This is a genomic window from Mucilaginibacter sp. MD40, assembly GCF_002288635.1.
Taxonomy (GTDB): domain Bacteria; phylum Bacteroidota; class Bacteroidia; order Sphingobacteriales; family Sphingobacteriaceae; genus Mucilaginibacter.
In genome coordinates, this window is sequence record NZ_NRSW01000001.1 from 2,700,189 (window position 1) to 2,716,497 (window position 16,309).

Annotated in this window: 14 protein-coding genes and 2 riboswitches; of the genes, 7 read left to right on the forward strand and 7 right to left on the reverse strand. The window is 41.2% G+C overall.

Annotation, left to right across the window (positions count from 1 at the left end):
• Nucleotides 1–18 precede the first annotated feature (18 nt).
• The 3 genes from CKK33_RS12240 to CKK33_RS12250 are packed head-to-tail and all read right to left on the reverse strand — an operon-like array spanning nucleotide 19 to nucleotide 3,760.
• Complete coding sequence (locus tag CKK33_RS12240) at nucleotides 19–585, reverse strand: DUF6580 family putative transport protein (RefSeq protein WP_095704375.1); 567 nt, start codon at nucleotides 583–585, stop codon at nucleotides 19–21.
• A gap of 51 nt (nucleotides 586–636) precedes the next feature.
• Nucleotides 637–1,734, reverse strand: a complete 1,098-nt coding sequence (locus tag CKK33_RS12245; protein ID WP_095704376.1) for a DUF5074 domain-containing protein — start codon at nucleotides 1,732–1,734, stop codon at nucleotides 637–639.
• Nucleotides 1,735–1,744: 10 nt separating this feature from the next.
• The gene (locus tag CKK33_RS12250) at nucleotides 1,745–3,760 is read right to left on the reverse strand and encodes a TonB-dependent siderophore receptor (RefSeq protein WP_095704377.1); all 2,016 of its coding nucleotides are present in this window, start codon (nucleotides 3,758–3,760) and stop codon (nucleotides 1,745–1,747) included.
• Between the two features lie 98 nt (nucleotides 3,761–3,858).
• Nucleotides 3,859–4,063, reverse strand: a riboswitch (cobalamin riboswitch).
• A gap of 46 nt (nucleotides 4,064–4,109) precedes the next feature.
• Here CKK33_RS12250 and CKK33_RS12255 point away from each other — a divergent pair.
• Together CKK33_RS12255 and CKK33_RS12260 are read left to right on the forward strand one after the other, a co-directional pair.
• On the forward strand, nucleotides 4,110–5,294 hold the full coding sequence (locus tag CKK33_RS12255; RefSeq protein WP_095704378.1) for an AAA family ATPase: 1,185 nt from the start codon (nucleotides 4,110–4,112) through the stop codon (nucleotides 5,292–5,294).
• 70 nt (nucleotides 5,295–5,364) lie between these two features.
• Nucleotides 5,365–6,240, forward strand: coding sequence for an SRPBCC family protein (locus CKK33_RS12260; protein WP_095704379.1), 876 nt, complete (start codon nucleotides 5,365–5,367; stop codon nucleotides 6,238–6,240).
• 63 nt (nucleotides 6,241–6,303) lie between these two features.
• Here CKK33_RS12260 and rplT read toward each other — a convergent pair whose 3' ends face one another.
• From rplT to thrS, 4 genes are all read right to left on the reverse strand, one after another.
• Entirely contained in the window at nucleotides 6,304–6,648 is a 345-nt protein-coding gene (gene rplT / locus CKK33_RS12265) for a 50S ribosomal protein L20 (RefSeq protein WP_095704380.1), read from the reverse strand.
• A 77-nt stretch (nucleotides 6,649–6,725) separates the two neighbouring features.
• Nucleotides 6,726–6,926, reverse strand: coding sequence for a 50S ribosomal protein L35 (gene rpmI / locus CKK33_RS12270; protein WP_095704381.1), 201 nt, complete (start codon nucleotides 6,924–6,926; stop codon nucleotides 6,726–6,728).
• A 119-nt stretch (nucleotides 6,927–7,045) separates the two neighbouring features.
• Complete coding sequence (gene infC / locus CKK33_RS12275; RefSeq protein ID WP_095704382.1) at nucleotides 7,046–7,612, reverse strand: translation initiation factor IF-3; 567 nt, start codon at nucleotides 7,610–7,612, stop codon at nucleotides 7,046–7,048.
• Between the two features lies 1 nt (nucleotide 7,613).
• Complete coding sequence (gene thrS, locus CKK33_RS12280; RefSeq protein WP_095704383.1) at nucleotides 7,614–9,539, reverse strand: threonine--tRNA ligase; 1,926 nt, start codon at nucleotides 9,537–9,539, stop codon at nucleotides 7,614–7,616.
• A 141-nt stretch (nucleotides 9,540–9,680) separates the two neighbouring features.
• Here thrS and CKK33_RS12285 point away from each other — a divergent pair, with 141 nt between their 5' ends.
• From CKK33_RS12285 to CKK33_RS12305, 5 genes are all read left to right on the forward strand, one after another.
• Nucleotides 9,681–10,796 (forward strand): PLP-dependent aspartate aminotransferase family protein, encoded by a 1,116-nt coding sequence (locus CKK33_RS12285; RefSeq protein WP_095704384.1) that lies wholly within the window; start codon nucleotides 9,681–9,683, stop codon nucleotides 10,794–10,796.
• 132 nt (nucleotides 10,797–10,928) lie between these two features.
• Nucleotides 10,929–11,041: riboswitch (SAM riboswitch) on the forward strand.
• Nucleotides 11,042–11,279: 238 nt separating this feature from the next.
• A complete protein-coding gene (locus CKK33_RS12290) occupies nucleotides 11,280–12,593 on the forward strand; it encodes an O-acetylhomoserine aminocarboxypropyltransferase/cysteine synthase family protein (RefSeq protein WP_095704385.1) in 1,314 nt (437 codons plus the stop codon).
• An 80-nt stretch (nucleotides 12,594–12,673) separates the two neighbouring features.
• Nucleotides 12,674–13,729 carry a homoserine O-acetyltransferase gene (metX, locus tag CKK33_RS12295; protein ID WP_095704386.1) on the forward strand — a complete coding sequence of 352 codons (1,056 nt, stop codon included), beginning with the start codon at nucleotides 12,674–12,676 and terminating at the stop codon, nucleotides 13,727–13,729.
• Entirely contained in the window at nucleotides 13,729–14,961 is a 1,233-nt protein-coding gene (locus CKK33_RS12300) for a homoserine dehydrogenase (RefSeq protein WP_095704387.1), read from the forward strand. The genes metX and CKK33_RS12300 overlap by 1 nt, the downstream gene beginning before the upstream one ends.
• A gap of 93 nt (nucleotides 14,962–15,054) precedes the next feature.
• A complete protein-coding gene (locus CKK33_RS12305; protein ID WP_143822953.1) occupies nucleotides 15,055–16,257 on the forward strand; it encodes a glycosyltransferase family 87 protein in 1,203 nt (400 codons plus the stop codon).
• Nucleotides 16,258–16,309 lie beyond the last annotated feature (52 nt).

Genomic DNA, 16,309 nt, shown 5'->3' on the forward strand with positions numbered 1-16,309 from the left:
ATTTTGAATTAATGCTTCTTATAATGCCAATTGGCGCTCGGCACGTAAAATGGTGTATTTGCTTTTAGCCAGCTCAAAGCCGCCAAACAAAATAGCGCCATAGATAGCATCACCTATAAGCATATTGGTTTCAAAAGGATAAATGGCCCTCACCAATAAGGTTCCGTAATTAGCCCAGGTATTTGGCATTCCATACACAAATGGCAGATCCATCACCAACCAGTGTATCATTACAGATACTATTGAAGCAGCTATCACATTAAGGGCGGTCACTTTCTTGATCAGTGTGCCTACCCAAACCATCAGCATAAAGCAAGCATACATAAATAACGAACTATTATAGAATGTAAATTTACCCGCGTACATATAATTAATTATCATATCGCTTATAAAAAGCGCTAAAAGAGGCACTACATATGCTTTCCATTTATCTGTAAAGTAAGCACCACCAAATAAGGCAACAGCACCTACAGGAGTAAAATTACTTAAAGCCGGGAACTGTGTATTCACCAGGCGCATTGCTATGGCAGCCAGCACCATGGTTACAAGTACTATATTACGGATGTTTTTGTTTTGGTTTAACATATAAACTTATTGTTGTGCAAATTTACCTAATAAGCAGTGTAAATAAAAGGGCTATTTAGTAAGTAAAACAATAGTGCCAGGGTTAATGCCGGTATCAGTAACGTAACCCTTGTTGTTAACATCCTGGTTTTTACCGGTACTGTTAAAAGTGTACAACCTGCCGTTTGATGAATAATCAATAGCATCGGTTACGTAAACCTGCCCTGTAGCTGCATCTACTGCCAGGGCATAAGGCGCTTTGAACGTAGTACCATCGGTAATGAAATTTTCTTTACGAACCGATTCTGTTTTCACACTGTAAACCGAGATCTTTCCTGAATCAGTAATGTAATATGCATCATCGCCTACCACAATGAATGATGTACCGTAACCGGCGTTAATGTCATTAGAAGCTTTAACTGCATCCGTTTTATTATCAATGATAACTAATTTAGGTTTCGACGGATAGTCGGTACCATAAGCCAAAACGTAAACATCGCCATAAGCATCGGCAGCAATATTAATAGGATTAGTGGTCGTAATATCTATTTTTTTAGTTTCGGTAAGTGTATTTAAATCAATGACAGACACTGTTTTATCAGGGTTTGCATAATCTAAACCGCCGGAGTTAGCAACATATAGTTTACCGTTTGATATCACCATCTCTTCAGGGTTACGGCCTACTGTAATGTATTTATCTACGGTAAGGCTTGCGGTATCTAAAACTGCTACCGTGCCATCATAAGAGGAAATAAAAGCTTTGTTTTTATTGAAAACAATGCTGCGTGGCTGCCTGTCAACGCCTCCATTAGACAGTTTTATTTGTTTAATAGCCTTAGCTGTTTTTGCATCAACTACCTCAATTGTACTTGAAACGTTAACTGCGATGTACATTTTTGAGCCATATACTTTAGCATCGTTACCGGTATCGCCCAAACCACGGCCGTTCTGGGTTTTAAAAATATCTGATATAGTGGTTTGTGATGATATGCTAAAAAAGGTAAGCGAGCTGTTATTGCGGCTAAAGTTACCTTCATTAAGTATATAAATGCCGTTTGCCTTTACAACCGGATCCACCGGATCTGGTGTTACCCTGTCTTTGCGGCATGATGAGAATACCGTAGCGAGTGCTGCTATCGCGATTAAACCTTTAAGTTGAAGTTTGTTCATATTGATATATTTAAATGGTTATTTGCATGGTTAAACGATACGAGCGCCCCGGCATTGGATAGCTCTGGATGATCGCATAGTATTTGTTAAATATGTTGTTTGCCTCTATCGAAAGACGTAAAGGCAAATGATTGATGTTTGTGTTGTAAAGTAGAGAAACATCTCCCACAGCATAGCCCGGTACATTATGCTCGGGGTCATTGTCGCCATTGTAATTTCTTTTTGATGAAATAACCTGGTTGTAGTAAACACCTAACTTTTTAAAGTTTATACCTGCGTTTAAAGCAAAGGTGTGTTTGGGTGTATAAGCTATTTGCTGCAAGTAGGTGCTTGAAGTAGGGTCTGTTACATCAAGCGCTTGCTGGTATGTATAATTCGCCATTAATGAAAGGTACCAGTCACCCAAATTTCTTGTAGCGGTTTTTATACCGAGATCCAGCCCTTTAATATCTACTTTACCGACATTGCTAAAAGAAAAAACAGCCGGATTGGTGCTTGGTATGCCAATGATCTTGTCGCGCACGTTGTTGTAATAAACGTCTGCGCTAACAAACACATAACTTAGCAAGTCGCTAAGGTCTTTATCATAAATAGCCCCAAGGTCATATTGCTTAACTAATTCGGGCTTGATAATTCGATCAACAAAAGCGAAATAATAAAGCTCATCAAGCGTTGGCGCCCGGAAGATGTTTTTGTAAAAAGCCCTTAACTTTAATTCCTTCGAGTTAAAAGGTTGAACCGACAGCATCAACGTTGGCGATAACACCGGTGATTGGTGAAAGGCTTTACCCCTTTCAACTTTCTCGTTGATATAAGTGTGCAACAAATTCCCGGCAAGCTCCCACCTATTAAATTTAACTTTACTCGCCAGCACATTGAGCAATGTGAACCGTGATGGATAAGCATATTTGTAGATGTCGGCATCTACTTTAGTGTATGAACCATCAGCAGCGTAGGATATCGCCCAATTGTTTGTAATGTTGTAAGAGATAGCAGCCGACTGGTAAGCCTCTCGCTGTTTATAATGCTGTAAAATATAACCCTGCGTATTAAAGTAAGGCGAATCCAGGTATCGGGTTTTTAATTGAGAAACCTTGCTGCTCAATAACAATTGCAAACTATTTTTCCAGATATGTTTATACGAAGCTTGCAGTAATATGTCATCGTTATCCAGTTTCTCGCCCGGCGATTCGGTATAGAACACCACAGCACCGGGCAAGCCTCGTTTGGCGTTGTAGAAATTAGCGTGCAGGCTAAAAAGGCTGCTATCGTTCTTATTCCAGTAAAGCGATGCATCGGTTTGTAATGATCGCACCTGGCTGTTATGCCTTGTAGATAGGGTATCACTACCATCATTTGGCGTATTAAATTTATAGCGGCCGTTGGCATTGATGTAGTTACTTGTCATAACTGCCGTCCAGCGCTCACTCAATCGTTGCTGATATAGCACATAAGGATTAAAAAGGCCAAAGCTACCTGCCTTTACTCCTGTAGTGATCTCATAAGGCTTATTTTTACTCAATTGGGGAGGCATAGTTTGCAAGCTGAGCAGGCTTGCGGCGGCAAAAGCCCTCGCTGGTTGCAGCAGGTTATCGGGCTGCCCGTTATAAAGCGTTATAGAGCGGATATTGATCAGGCTGAGTTTACTTAGATCGATCTGTCCGGTTTCTGCATCGTTCAGTTGTAGTCCGTCATAAAAAACCGCCGTATGGCCTGCGCCTAAACCACGTACCGATATGGTTTTTATGCCGCCGATGCCACCGTAATCTTTAATATTAACACCACTGAAGTTTCTAACGGCATCCGCCACGTTAAAAGAGCCTGATTTAATAAAGTCCTGATTGTTAATCTGCTGTGATGGCGTAATTGAGGGGACTACAAGAGCTTTGTGGGCGTTGATAGAAACTTCATTAAGTGTGCGACTGGTGTCTGTTTGTGCAAAAACAGCGGCAACAGGCAGCAATGTGGTTACCAGGGTAGCCCTAAAATAAATTATCGATTTTTTGATTACTTTGCTGCCTTTCATAACTAATAAGCATGGCAGCGAAAAAAGAAATAGCAGACGCAATAACGGGCAATTGATTTGCCGTTGAATCACATCCACGCTTCAATCCACGAAAGCCATGAATAATATAACGCCAAGGCAGGTATTCTGACTTGCTCCCCTTCATCCTGCCTTCCCATGCGCGTTATAGCACACAGTGGCAATTATTACGGATGTTGGTTGACGGAGCTTACAGCTGCGGGACAGTTACGGATTTACACCGTATTCCCTTTTAATCTGACACCAACTTACGGTGGTATCAAAACCTAAAGCGCAGCAAATGTAGTAAACAATTGTTATCTTTAGAAATCAATCATAACTCCTTAACATAATGGCAAATGATATAATAAAAAAGTTAGAGACGCTTGAATCAGTCTTTTCTCCATCTGCACCAATACAGCAAAGAGATTTATTCTTTGGAAGGATAGATCAAATTCAAAAGGTACATAGTGCCGTTTTGGAACGCGGTCAACATGCAGTATTATATGGAGAAAGAGGCGTTGGAAAAACTTCATTGGCTAATATAATTGCCACTGTTCTACCCGATATAATAACTTCCAAAACCACGTGCAATAGAACTGAAAAGTTCAAAGATTTATGGAACAAAGCTCTTAAAAAGGTCGAATTTTCTAATATGGAAAAAAGCATCGGATATAGGGCTCATGAACGGCAAAATATTTATCAACTGAATTTATTTCTACCAGAAAAAGAGGATGTCGACTCAACCGATATCCAAAATATTTTTGAAAATTTAACTAATCCGTTACTATTCATATTCGACGAATTTGATAGTATTGAAGATGAATATACCAAAATCAAATTTGCTGATACAATAAAATCTCTATCAGATAACTCAAGTAATGTTACGATTTTACTTGTAGGCATTGCAGAAAACGTTGATGACTTAATAGGTAACCATCCTTCTTTAGAAAGATGTCTACGGCAAGTCAAAATGCCGCGAATGTCTAAAGAAGAATTAGGGCAAATTGTTACAAACGGATTAAATAAGATTCCATTACAAATAAAACCTGAAATTAAAGGTAAAATTATTGAATATTCATCAGGTTTCCCCCATTATACTCACCTCCTTAGCAAATACGCTTCAAAATCGGCTTTGGAGAATAATAAAAATGAAATAGATCAATCAGATTTCGACTTTGCGGTAAAAGAAGCAATAGAAAATGCTCAACAGCAATTAAGAAATTCTTATCGTAAAGCTACGATTTCCTCGAAAGTAAAAACTCAATTTGAAGATGTACTACTCGCAGTAGCTATTGCCGATACCGATGTATATGAATGTTCAACAACCGGTCAAATTTTAGATGCTTACAATAAACACACAAATAATCAAAAGATAAGAGAGGCCATAACTTATAATTTGGGTATGCTCTGCAAACTTGAGCGTGGCGAAATTTTAGAGAAAATTGGGAAAGGTATAAACATAAAATACAGGTTTGCTAACCCTTTAATGAAAGCTTTTGTGAAATTGGTTGGACACGAAAAAAGTAAACTGTAAGGTAAAATAATTTTTAATAAAACAAATTTGGCATGGTTATGATGGTTGTTTAAAGTATAACAGACACATTATGACAACATTGACAGCACCAAATAGATGGAGAGAAACAACGGCCGATATTGAACCCCGTTCTGAAAGCATCAACCTTTCTCAGGCAGAACGCACATTATCTATAGCTGCAGGTGTTAAACTTGCACTCAGCGGTTTCAAAGGAATATTTAAAAGTCCGTTTAGCAGTATCATCAAATTAGGCGCAGGCGGGTATCTGCTTAACCGTGGCGTTACCGGTCACTGCGACCTATATTCTGCAATGGGCCGTAATTCACTTGAGCCGGTTAACGTGAACATTCGTTCATCTTACCTGGTGAATAAGCCGCGACAGGAAGTGTATGATTTTTGGCGCAAGCTGGATAATCTGCCCCTGTTTATGAAACATCTGGAAAGCGTTGAAATTATTAGCGACACCAGATCACATTGGGTGCTAAAACTGCCAATAGGATCAGCACATGTAAGCTGGGATGCTGAGATTGTTAAAGATGAGCCGGGTTACAGCATCGGTTGGAGTTCTCTACCCGATTCAATGATAGACAATGCCGGCAAGGTTACCTTCCAGGATAGCCCTGATGGTGAAGGAACCTTAATAGATGTAGTAATATCTTACCGACCACCGGCCGGCGGTTTCGGCGGTAGCATTGCCCATATCTTAAACCCGGTATTTAAAAACCTGGTAGATAATGATGTTCGCAACTTTAAGCAGTACATGGATATTGATGGCGGTATGCCTTCAGAGAAATATGACAACGAGCCAGTCGCGATAATCATTGAAGAGACAATCGTCGACTCTGATGACGATAACACGAAAAAGCAACAAGATTCGAAATACAGATCGCACTTAGACGATCTGAATGGCAAACCGGGTAACGGAGCACCAAGCGTAGGATTGTAGTACAGTATTAAATAGAAAAGCCCCCGCCGAATGGCAGGGGCTTTCTTATGCGTTGTGCTAAAATTATTTTACAGCGTCAACGATTGCTTTGAAAGCATCAGGATTGTTCATCGCTAAATCAGCTAATACCTTACGGTTTAAACCGATCTCTTTAGCGGCTAACTTACCCATTAATTGAGAGTAAGATATACCGTGCTGACGTGCACCAGCGTTGATACGTTGAATCCAAAGAGCTCTGAATTCGCGTTTTTTGGTTTTACGGTCGCGGTAAGCGTACTGTAAACCTTTTTCAACTGTGTTTTTAGCAATAGTGTAAACTTTGCTGCGTGAACCCCAATAACCTTTGGCGAGGTTCATGATTCTTTTCCTGCGTCTTCTCGACGCTACTGCGTTAACTGAACGTGGCATTTTGTTTTCTTTTTGGTAGTGAGTGTTCCGTTTATCCGGAAGCTTTTGACTCTAATACCTGGTTAAAAATTAATTAATTACTTGCCGATACAAAGCATACGTTTTACGTTACCCATGTCAGCTTCAGATACTAAACTTGTCTGACCAAGGGCACGCTTACGTTTAGTAGACATCTTGGTTAAGATGTGGCTTTTGTATGCGTTTTTTCTTGCAATTTTACCGGTTCCAGTAAGCTTAAAGCGCTTTTTAGCACTGGAATTGGTTTTCATTTTTGGCATAACTCTATTTATATAAATGTGCAAATGTACAGATATGCAAATGTGCAAATCATTCCACCTGCGGGTTTACTCATTAAACGTTTTCATCTGCACATCTGCACATCTGAAATACGCAAATCTTATTTTTTAGCTGCTTTAGGTGCTACTGTTAAAAACATTCGCTTACCTTCAAGCTTTGGCAGCTGCTCTACTTTACCAACTTCTTCAAGCGCTTGTGCAAAACGAAGCAATAATATCTCGCCCTGTTCTTTGTAAACAATTGCACGGCCTTTAAAGTGAACGTAAGCCCTTACCTTCTCGCCTGATTCTAAAAACTTAGTGGCATGCTTCAATTTGAAATCAAAGTCATGATCATCAGTGTTCGGTCCGAAACGGATTTCCTTGATAACCGTTTGCTTGGCATTACTTTTTATCTCTTTCAGCTTTTTCTTCTGTTCGTAGATAAACTTATTGTAATCCGTTATCTTACAAACCGGCGGGTTAGCGTTTGGAGATATCTCAACCAGGTCAAGTTCAAGCTCTTGCGCTATAGCAAGGGCTTCTTTTAAAGGATAAACCCCCTGCTCAACGTTATCGCCAACAAGGCGCACTTCCTGAGCGCGGATAAACTGGTTAATGTTATGTTCGGCTTCTTTTTTCTTAAAAGGAGGCCTTGGTCCTCTGTTGAAAGGTCTGTTTAATGCCAAGTTATACTGTTATTTCTTTTATTATTTGTTGTTTAAATTCCTCAATGCTCATACTGCCCAAATCTCCTGTACCATGTTTGCGAACAGAAACCTTGCCTTCAGCTGCTTCTTTTTCGCCCACAATGAGCATATATGGTATCTTTTTCACTTCAGCGTCGCGTATTTTGCGACCAATTTTTTCATCCCTAAAGTCAATCAGCCCGCAAATATCGGAATCTTTTAACTCATCTGAAAGTTTTTTTGCATAATCTTCATACTTTTCAGATATCGGAAGTATGATAAATTGCTCCGGGGATAGCCATAACGGGAAATTACCACCGCAATGTTCAATTAATACCGCAACGAATCGTTCCAAAGAACCAAACGGTGCGCGGTGAATCATTACCGGGCGGTGTTTCAGGTTGTCGCTGCCTGTGTATTCCAGTTCAAAACGCTCAGGCAGGTTATAATCTACCTGTATAGTGCCCAACTGCCATTTTCGGCCAAGAGCATCTTTAACCATAAAGTCAAGCTTAGGGCCATAAAAAGCAGCCTCGCCGTATTCAACTACGGTTGGCAAGCCCTTCTCTTCGGCGGCTTCAATAATAGCAGACTCGGCCAGTGCCCAGTTCTCATCTGTCCCTATATACTTCGCTTTATTATTAGGGTCGCGTAGTGATACCTGTGCTGTATAATTATCAAAACCCAAAGCGCTGAAAACGTATAATACCAGGTCGATCACTTTTTTAAACTCGTCCTTCACCTGGTCCGGGCGGCAAAACAAGTGGGCATCGTCCTGAGTAAAACCACGTACCCTGGTTAGGCCATGTAACTCGCCGCTTTGTTCGTAACGGTAAACGGTACCAAACTCAGCCAGCCTAACCGGAAGATCCTTATATGAACGTGGTTTGGCCTTGTATATCTCACAGTGATGCGGGCAGTTCATGGGTTTCAGGAAAAACTCCTCTCCTTCCTGTGGTGTTCTGATCGGCTGGAAAGAATCAGCGCCATACTTTTCATAGTGCCCCGAGGTTACATACAGGTTCTTGTGACCAATATGCGGCGTAATTACCTGCTCGTAACCTGCTTTAACCTGCGCACGCTGTAAAAAGTTTGTTAAACGCTCACGTAAAGCGGTTCCTTTTGGCAACCATAAGGGCAAGCCCATACCCACTTTTTCACTAAAAGTAAATAGTTCCAGCTCTTTCCCTAATTTACGGTGATCGCGCTTTTTGGCCTCCTCGATCATATGCACATATTCAGCAAGTTCACTTGCTTTGGGGAAGGTAACGCCATAAATGCGGGTTAACTGTTTACGGCTTTCGTCGCCGCGCCAGTAAGCGCCGCCCATACTCATTAATTTAACAGCCTTGATATGGCCTGTATTGGGAATATGCGGGCCGCGGCAAAGATCGGTAAAGTTACCCTGGGTATAAAAAGTGATAGAACCGTCAGGCAGGTCCTTTATCAGGTCGAGCTTGTACTCATCACCTTTTTCAGTAAAATATTCAATAGCATCAGCCTTGCTTACCGGCTTGCGAATGTAATCGCTTTTGGTTTTGGCCAGCTCCACCATTTTGTCTTCTATCTTTTTGAACTCTTCAGAAGAAAACTCGCGGTCACCAAAATCAACATCGTAATAAAAGCCGGTTTCAATAGCCGGGCCAATACCAAATTTGGTACCCGGATAGAGCGCTTCCAGTGCCTCGGCCATTAAGTGTGCCGAAGAATGCCAATAAGTAGCCTTTCCTTTCGCGTCGTTCCAGGTCAGCAGCTTTACGCTCGCGTCCTGTTCAATCGGGCGGCTGGCGTCCCAAACTTCGCCGTCAACCTCGGCGGCTAATACATTTCTTGCTAATCCTTCGGAGATAGACTGCGCTATCTGCATAGAAGTGATCCCTTTATCGTAGGCACGAACGGAACCATCTGGTAGGGTAATGTTAATCATCTACAACTATGATTTAAATTTTAATAAATAGTATAAAAACACCGTTCGCATACTAACGCGAACTTAAACTTTCAGCAAAAATAGAATTTTAAGCGCATTTTGCGATATTCTTATTTAATTTGAGCGCTTATATCTACAAAAATGAAAATAGAAACCATCGCTGTACACGCAGGCAACCATACCGATGCAACATCAAAAGCAGTTGTGCAACCCATAATAATGGCAACCACCTTTGAGCGCGATGCCGATGGTGGATTTTCCTCCGGCTACCAATACAGCCGTGCAGCTAACCCTAACAGGGATGCTTTGGAAAAAGTACTGGCTCAATTAGAGAATGGTGCGGATGCTGCCGCTTTTTCATCGGGTAATGCAGCAGGCATGTCTGTTTTTCAATCACTTACACCAGGAACTCACATTATAGCACCTGATGATATGTATCATGGCCTGCGTAATCAGTTGAAACAGCTGTTTGCAGGTATACTGGAATTTGAATTCATAGATGTAAATGATGATGAGATACTTCGCGCCCACATAAAACCCAATACCGAGCTTTTATGGATTGAAACGCCATCAAACCCGCTGCTTAAAATTACGGATATAAAAAAAGCGGTAGCCATAGCTAAAGAGCATCACATTAAAGTGGTTTGCGATAATACATTTGCTACGCCGGTTTGCCAGCAGCCACTCTTACTGGGTGCCGATCTGGTAATGCATTCCTCTACCAAATACTTTGGCGGCCACAGCGATCTGATGGGTGGCGCACTCATTACCGCTGAAAAAGATGAGTGGTGGGAAAAAATACGTAATGTACAAACTATGGGCGGCGCCGTACCCTCCCCTATGGATTGTTACTATTTGGTACGCAGTATTAAAACGCTTCCGTATCGTGTACGCGGCCATGTGCATAATGCTCGCTTACTGGCCGCTTTTCTGGAGAGCCACCCCAGTGTTGAAGAGGTAATGTATCCTGGTTTGGTATCGCACCCGCAAAGTGATATCGTTAAAGATCAAATGCTGCTTCCGGGCGCTATGATGTCTTTTACGTTAAAAGGAGGCGAAGACGAGGCCAAAAAAGTAATCAATGCCTTAAAGATATTTACACAGGCTACCAGTTTGGGTGGTGTGGAAAGTTTGATTGAGCATCGCGCATCTGTTGAAGGGCCCGACACAAAAACACCGTTTAATTTATTAAGGGTATCTGTAGGATTAGAGCATATTGACGATCTGATAGCGGATTTAGAACAAGCTCTTAGTTAATTCAATTAATTGATTATCAATAGATAGTAAAATTAACTAAAAATTTTATTTGGATTATACATTCCTGTTGCCCTATATTTGAAACATTATTTGGTAGCAATACCACGATCAATTTTCCCTCACAAGGATGTTGATTTATAAAGAAGCGGCGAGAGATCAGGCTCTAAGAACCGCTGGCAACCCTGCAAGGTGCAGAAGGTGCCAATTCCTGTCCCGGAAAATAGGTTACCCGGGGGATATAAATTAATAGTCAAATGAAACGTCTGATTTATTTAGCCCAACAAAACACATTGCCAACCCTAACGGGTGTATCTGCTATTTACAATCCTTCTGCTGATTGTATGTGCATGTGTTGCTGCTGCTGTTGATGCAGTACACGTTACCTTTTCTGTTTCCTGAAAAATACGTGTTACCCTGCTTAGGATAGTTCTATCCGTATGCGTTGATCCATCTCAGTTTAAATCATTCTTAAAAGATACTACCATGTCTGCTCTAAAATTCGAAACATTACAACTACATGCCGGTCAGGAAATTGACCCTACTACAGGCTCTCGCGCCGTACCTTTATATCAAACTACATCATACGTATTTAATAATGCCGAACACGGTGCCAACCTGTTTGCATTAAAAGAATTCGGGAATATTTATACCCGCTTAATGAACCCCACTACGGATGTTCTCGAGAAAAGGATCGCGGCTTTAGAGGGTGGTGTTGCAGCTTTAGCCACGGCTTCGGGCCAATCGGCGCAATTCATCGCTCTGAATAACATTTTGCAGGCCGGCGACAACTTTGTTACCTCACCCTATTTATATGGTGGTACTTACAACCAGTTTAAAGTAGCTTTTAAACGTTTAGGTATTGAGGTTCGCTTTGCTGAAGATGATACAGCAGAAAATATTGAAAAACGCATTGATGGCAATACAAAAGCCATTTATTTAGAAAGCATTGGTAACCCGGGCTTTAACATACCCGATTTTGAAAAGATAGCTGAACTGGCTAAACGACATGATCTGCCACTGATAGTAGATAATACATTTGGTGCAGGTGGCTACCTGTTCCGCCCGTTACAGCACGGGGCGCACATCGTAGTTGAATCAACCACTAAATGGATAAACGGACACGGAACCAGCATTGGGGGCGTGATTGTAGATGGTGGCAACTACAATTGGGGCAATGGTAAGTTCTCTCAATTTACTGAGCCAAGCGAAGGCTACCACGGATTGATCTTTAACGATGTGTTTGGCATTAACGGCCCGTTCGGCAACATCAATTTTATAATAAGAGCACGAGTAGAAGGTTTAAGAGATTTTGGCCCAGCACAGTCTCCATTTAACTCATGGCTGAATATACAGGGTTTAGAAACCTTATCATTAAGGGTACAACGCCATGTAGACAATGCCCTTGAACTTGCCAAATGGCTGGAACAACACCCTCAAATAGAGAAAGTAAATTATCCGGGCCTTGAATCGTCACCCCATCACGCTAACGCTAAAAAATATTTAAAGAACGGTTTTGGCGCCGTGCTTTCATTTGAAGTAAAGGGTGGTCAGGGAAACGCGTCAATAGTTATTGATAATTTGAAGCTGGTTAGTCACCTGGCAAATGTGGGCGACTCGAAAACGTTGATTATACAACCATCAGCAACCACACACCAGCAATTGAGCAGCGCCGAACAGCTTTCGGCAGGTGTTACACCGGCGCTTTTGCGGGTATCAGTGGGCATAGAGCATATTGATGATATTAAAGCCGACTTTGAACAGGCGTTTGCTAAAATCAGTGAATCCTTATACGCATAAATTATTTTGATTAGTTTTTTAGTTTTTAAGTGATAGTTACGGGGAGCGGGTCCCTGCTCCCCCAATAACTAAATAATAAAATGAGTACACAGATTTTTACATATACAGAAACTTTTGAACTGGAGCTTGGCCGTAAATTACCAGGTATTGAAGTAGGTTATCATACCTACGGCTCGCTCAATAAAAACCGGGATAATGTAGTGTGGGTATGCCATGCCCTCACTGCAAATTCCGATGTTTTTGACTGGTGGAAAGGACTTTTTGGCCCCGAAGACCATTTTAACCCGGACGATTATTTTATTGTGTGCGCCAATGTTTTGGGGTCGCCTTATGGTAGCACCAATCCTTTAAGTATTAACCCGGCCACAGGGCAGCCTTACTATCTGGCGTTCCCGGAATATACCATCAGAGATATTGTTAAAGCTCATCAACTCCTGGCCGATCATCTGGGAATTGATCATATTGAGCTCCTTCTGGGTGGATCACTGGGTGGCCAACAGGCGTTGGAATGGAGTATTATTGAACCTGAAAGAATAAAGAACCTTATACTGATAGCTACTAACGCCGTGCATTCGCCATGGGGAATTGCTTTTAACGAGTCGCAAAGACTGGCCATTTCTACTGATCGCACTTTTTACGCCGGCAGTCCCGAAGGAGGAGCAAAAGGCTTAAAAACTGCGAGAAGCATCGCGTTATTATCATATCGCAACTACAAAACTTACAGTATTACCCAGCAGGAAACAGGCAATAATATTCCTGAAAATTATAAAGCTGCAGGCTATCAGAACTACCAGGGCCAGAAATTGGTTAACCGCTTTAACGCCTACAGCTACTGGTATCTGTCAAAAGCGATGGATTCACACAATGTTGGCCGTGGCAGGCATGGTGTTGATAATGCCCTTAGCCTGGTTAAGGCGCGTACACTGGTAATTGGTATAAAATCAGACCTGCTTTTTCCCATCGAAGAGCAGCAGTACCTCTTTAGGCATATACCAAAATCAGCTTTTGCCGAGCTGGATTCATTTTATGGACATGACGGTTTCCTGATTGAAACAGAAGATCTTACAAAGGTGATCACATCCTTCCTGAAAACGGATGTAAAAGGAAAAATTATTGAATTGCAAAAAATAGCTTAATGAGCAAGAAACTTAACATTGGCCTCTTTGGTTTTGGCGTTGTTGGCCAGGGGCTTTATGACATTATTAAAACTAAAAATCTTAACCTTGAAATTGTTAAGATAGCCATTAAAAACCCCGAAAAAGAGCGTACGCTACCTAAAGAACTGTTCACTACCGACCGTGACGAGATATTGAACAACCCTGAAATCAATACAGTGGTTGAATTAATAAATGACACAGAAGCCGCTTTCGAGATTGTTTCCAGGGCACTAAGTTCAGGCAAAAACGTGGTATCGGCCAGCAAGAAAATGATCGCTACTTACCTTGATGAACTTATAGAGTTGCAGCACAAACACGGCACGTCATTGTTGTATGAAGGAGCTGTATGTGGTAGTATCCCTATCATACGTAACCTTGAAGAATATTACGATAATGAGTTGCTACATTCCATAAGCGGCATATTCAATGGTTCATCAAACTACATTCTTTCAAAAGGTTTTATTGAGGGGCTTGATTACAATTCTGCATTGAAGCAGGCACAAGATCTGGGCTTTGCAGAAACCGACCCAACAATGGATGTTGGCGGGTATGATGCAAAATATAAGTTAATAATAGCTGCTGCTCATGCTTACGGCGTTGTAATTGATCCGGAAGATGTATTAAACATTGGCATACAAAACCTTGGCGCTAAAGACCTGCAATACGCGCGTGAAAAGAACCTGAAAATTAAACTGGTACCTGTAGCCAAGGAACTTGATGACCGCCATGTAAGCCTTTTTGTACTGCCAAAATTTGTTAATGAAACTGAGTTTCTGTACAATGTAGAGTACGAATACAATGGTGTAACAGTACAGGCCGCGTTTGCCGATCAGCAATTCTTTTTCGGTAAAGGCGCCGGGGGCCACCCTACCGGCTCTGCCGTGTTATCAGACATAGCCGCTTTACGGTATAACTATGCTTATGAATATAAAAAGGCCAAAGGCCTAACTAACTTGCAGTTCACCAATAACGTAGAAATAAACATATATCTGCGTTATGAGGACGAGGCTCTGGTTGAACTACTGGAATTTGACCACATACAAGAACGCTTTTACTCTGGCGATTATAAGTTTGTGATAGGCAAAATAAACCTGCAAAACCTTATTGAACATGCAGATGCCATTGCTAATGGAAGGGCTTTTATAGCCTTTGCCGACCAGCTGACTGGTGTAACATTAGCATCGGCAAAGAAATACGAAGCAGCTATATAACATAGCTACTTATTGGTTAAAGGTTGCCTTGCTAAAACAGGCAACCTTTTTTGTTTTGGTATATTCTGTAATTTAGCGGCTTATAATTTTATAATGGAGAAACTTAAACGCATCCTGTTTAATCGCACATTTGTTGTTTGGCTTTGGTTTGGTCTGAGTTTATTCGCCGTTACTAAAGACATTATTTTACACCCTGAAAACAAAGAAACATCGCATAACAACTATATCATATACAAGCACAACTATCTAAACCTTATACATCAGAAAAGCCTCTTCGGACCCGAACCGCAGTACTATTATGACCTCAATCATTACGGGCCGGTATTTGGTTTAATTATAGCGCCGTTTACTTTCTTTCCCAATCAAATTGGTGTTATACTTTGGGTGCTCTTTCTTACTTGGATAACCTACTACGCTATCATCAAACTTCCGCTCAACGAGCATCAAAAAACAATTGTATTGTTGTTGAATGTAAATGCCATAATGGGTTCTTCCGGCAACGTACAGGTAAATCCGCTCATTGCCTCGTTGGTTATCTTTAGCTTTATATTAATACGCAATCAAAAGGATTTTTGGGCAGCCTTGATGATCATTATTGGTACAGCCATAAAATTGTACGGCATAGTTGGGCTGGCCTTCTTTTTCTTTTCGGACAATAAACTGAAATTCATCCTCAGTCTGCTGTTTTGGTCAGCTGTACTGTTTGTTCTACCCATGCTGGTTTCATCGCCATCATATATCATTCAAACCTATAAAGATTGGTATCCCGACCTGCAAGCCAAGAACGCAGCCAACCTGGTATCATATCGCGGTAATGTAAGCGTAATGGGCATGATCACTAAAATATTTCATGTTAAAAACCTTTCCAACCTATTGGTGCTCGCCCCGGCCCTATTATTATTTGGGGCCTCCATGCTGAGAATTAAATTTTGGCGAAACATAAAATATCAACTACTATTAATAGCTTCTGTATTAGTTTTTACAGTAATTTTCAGTACCGGTTCTGAACCGCCAACTTATATTATCGCGTTTATTGGGTTTGGGATATGGTATGTTAATCTTAAGCGGCCTATTACAGGTTTTGAGCGACTGGTATTTATTTTCACATTACTGTTAACCGGTTTTGGCGCATCAGACCTGTTCCCGCCTGATATAAGAAAAGATTACATTGTAAAATATGCATTACTGGCTTTGCCTGCGTTTATCTTGTGGCTTAAGATAACCTATGAAATGCTGACCAGAAACTTCAATGATGAGGGCCCTGCAACAGTTTTAAACTATCAATCAACCAAGTAAGAACACTAAAAAACAAAGGCTTCCTTTCGGGAAGCCTTTTTACTTAGAACTC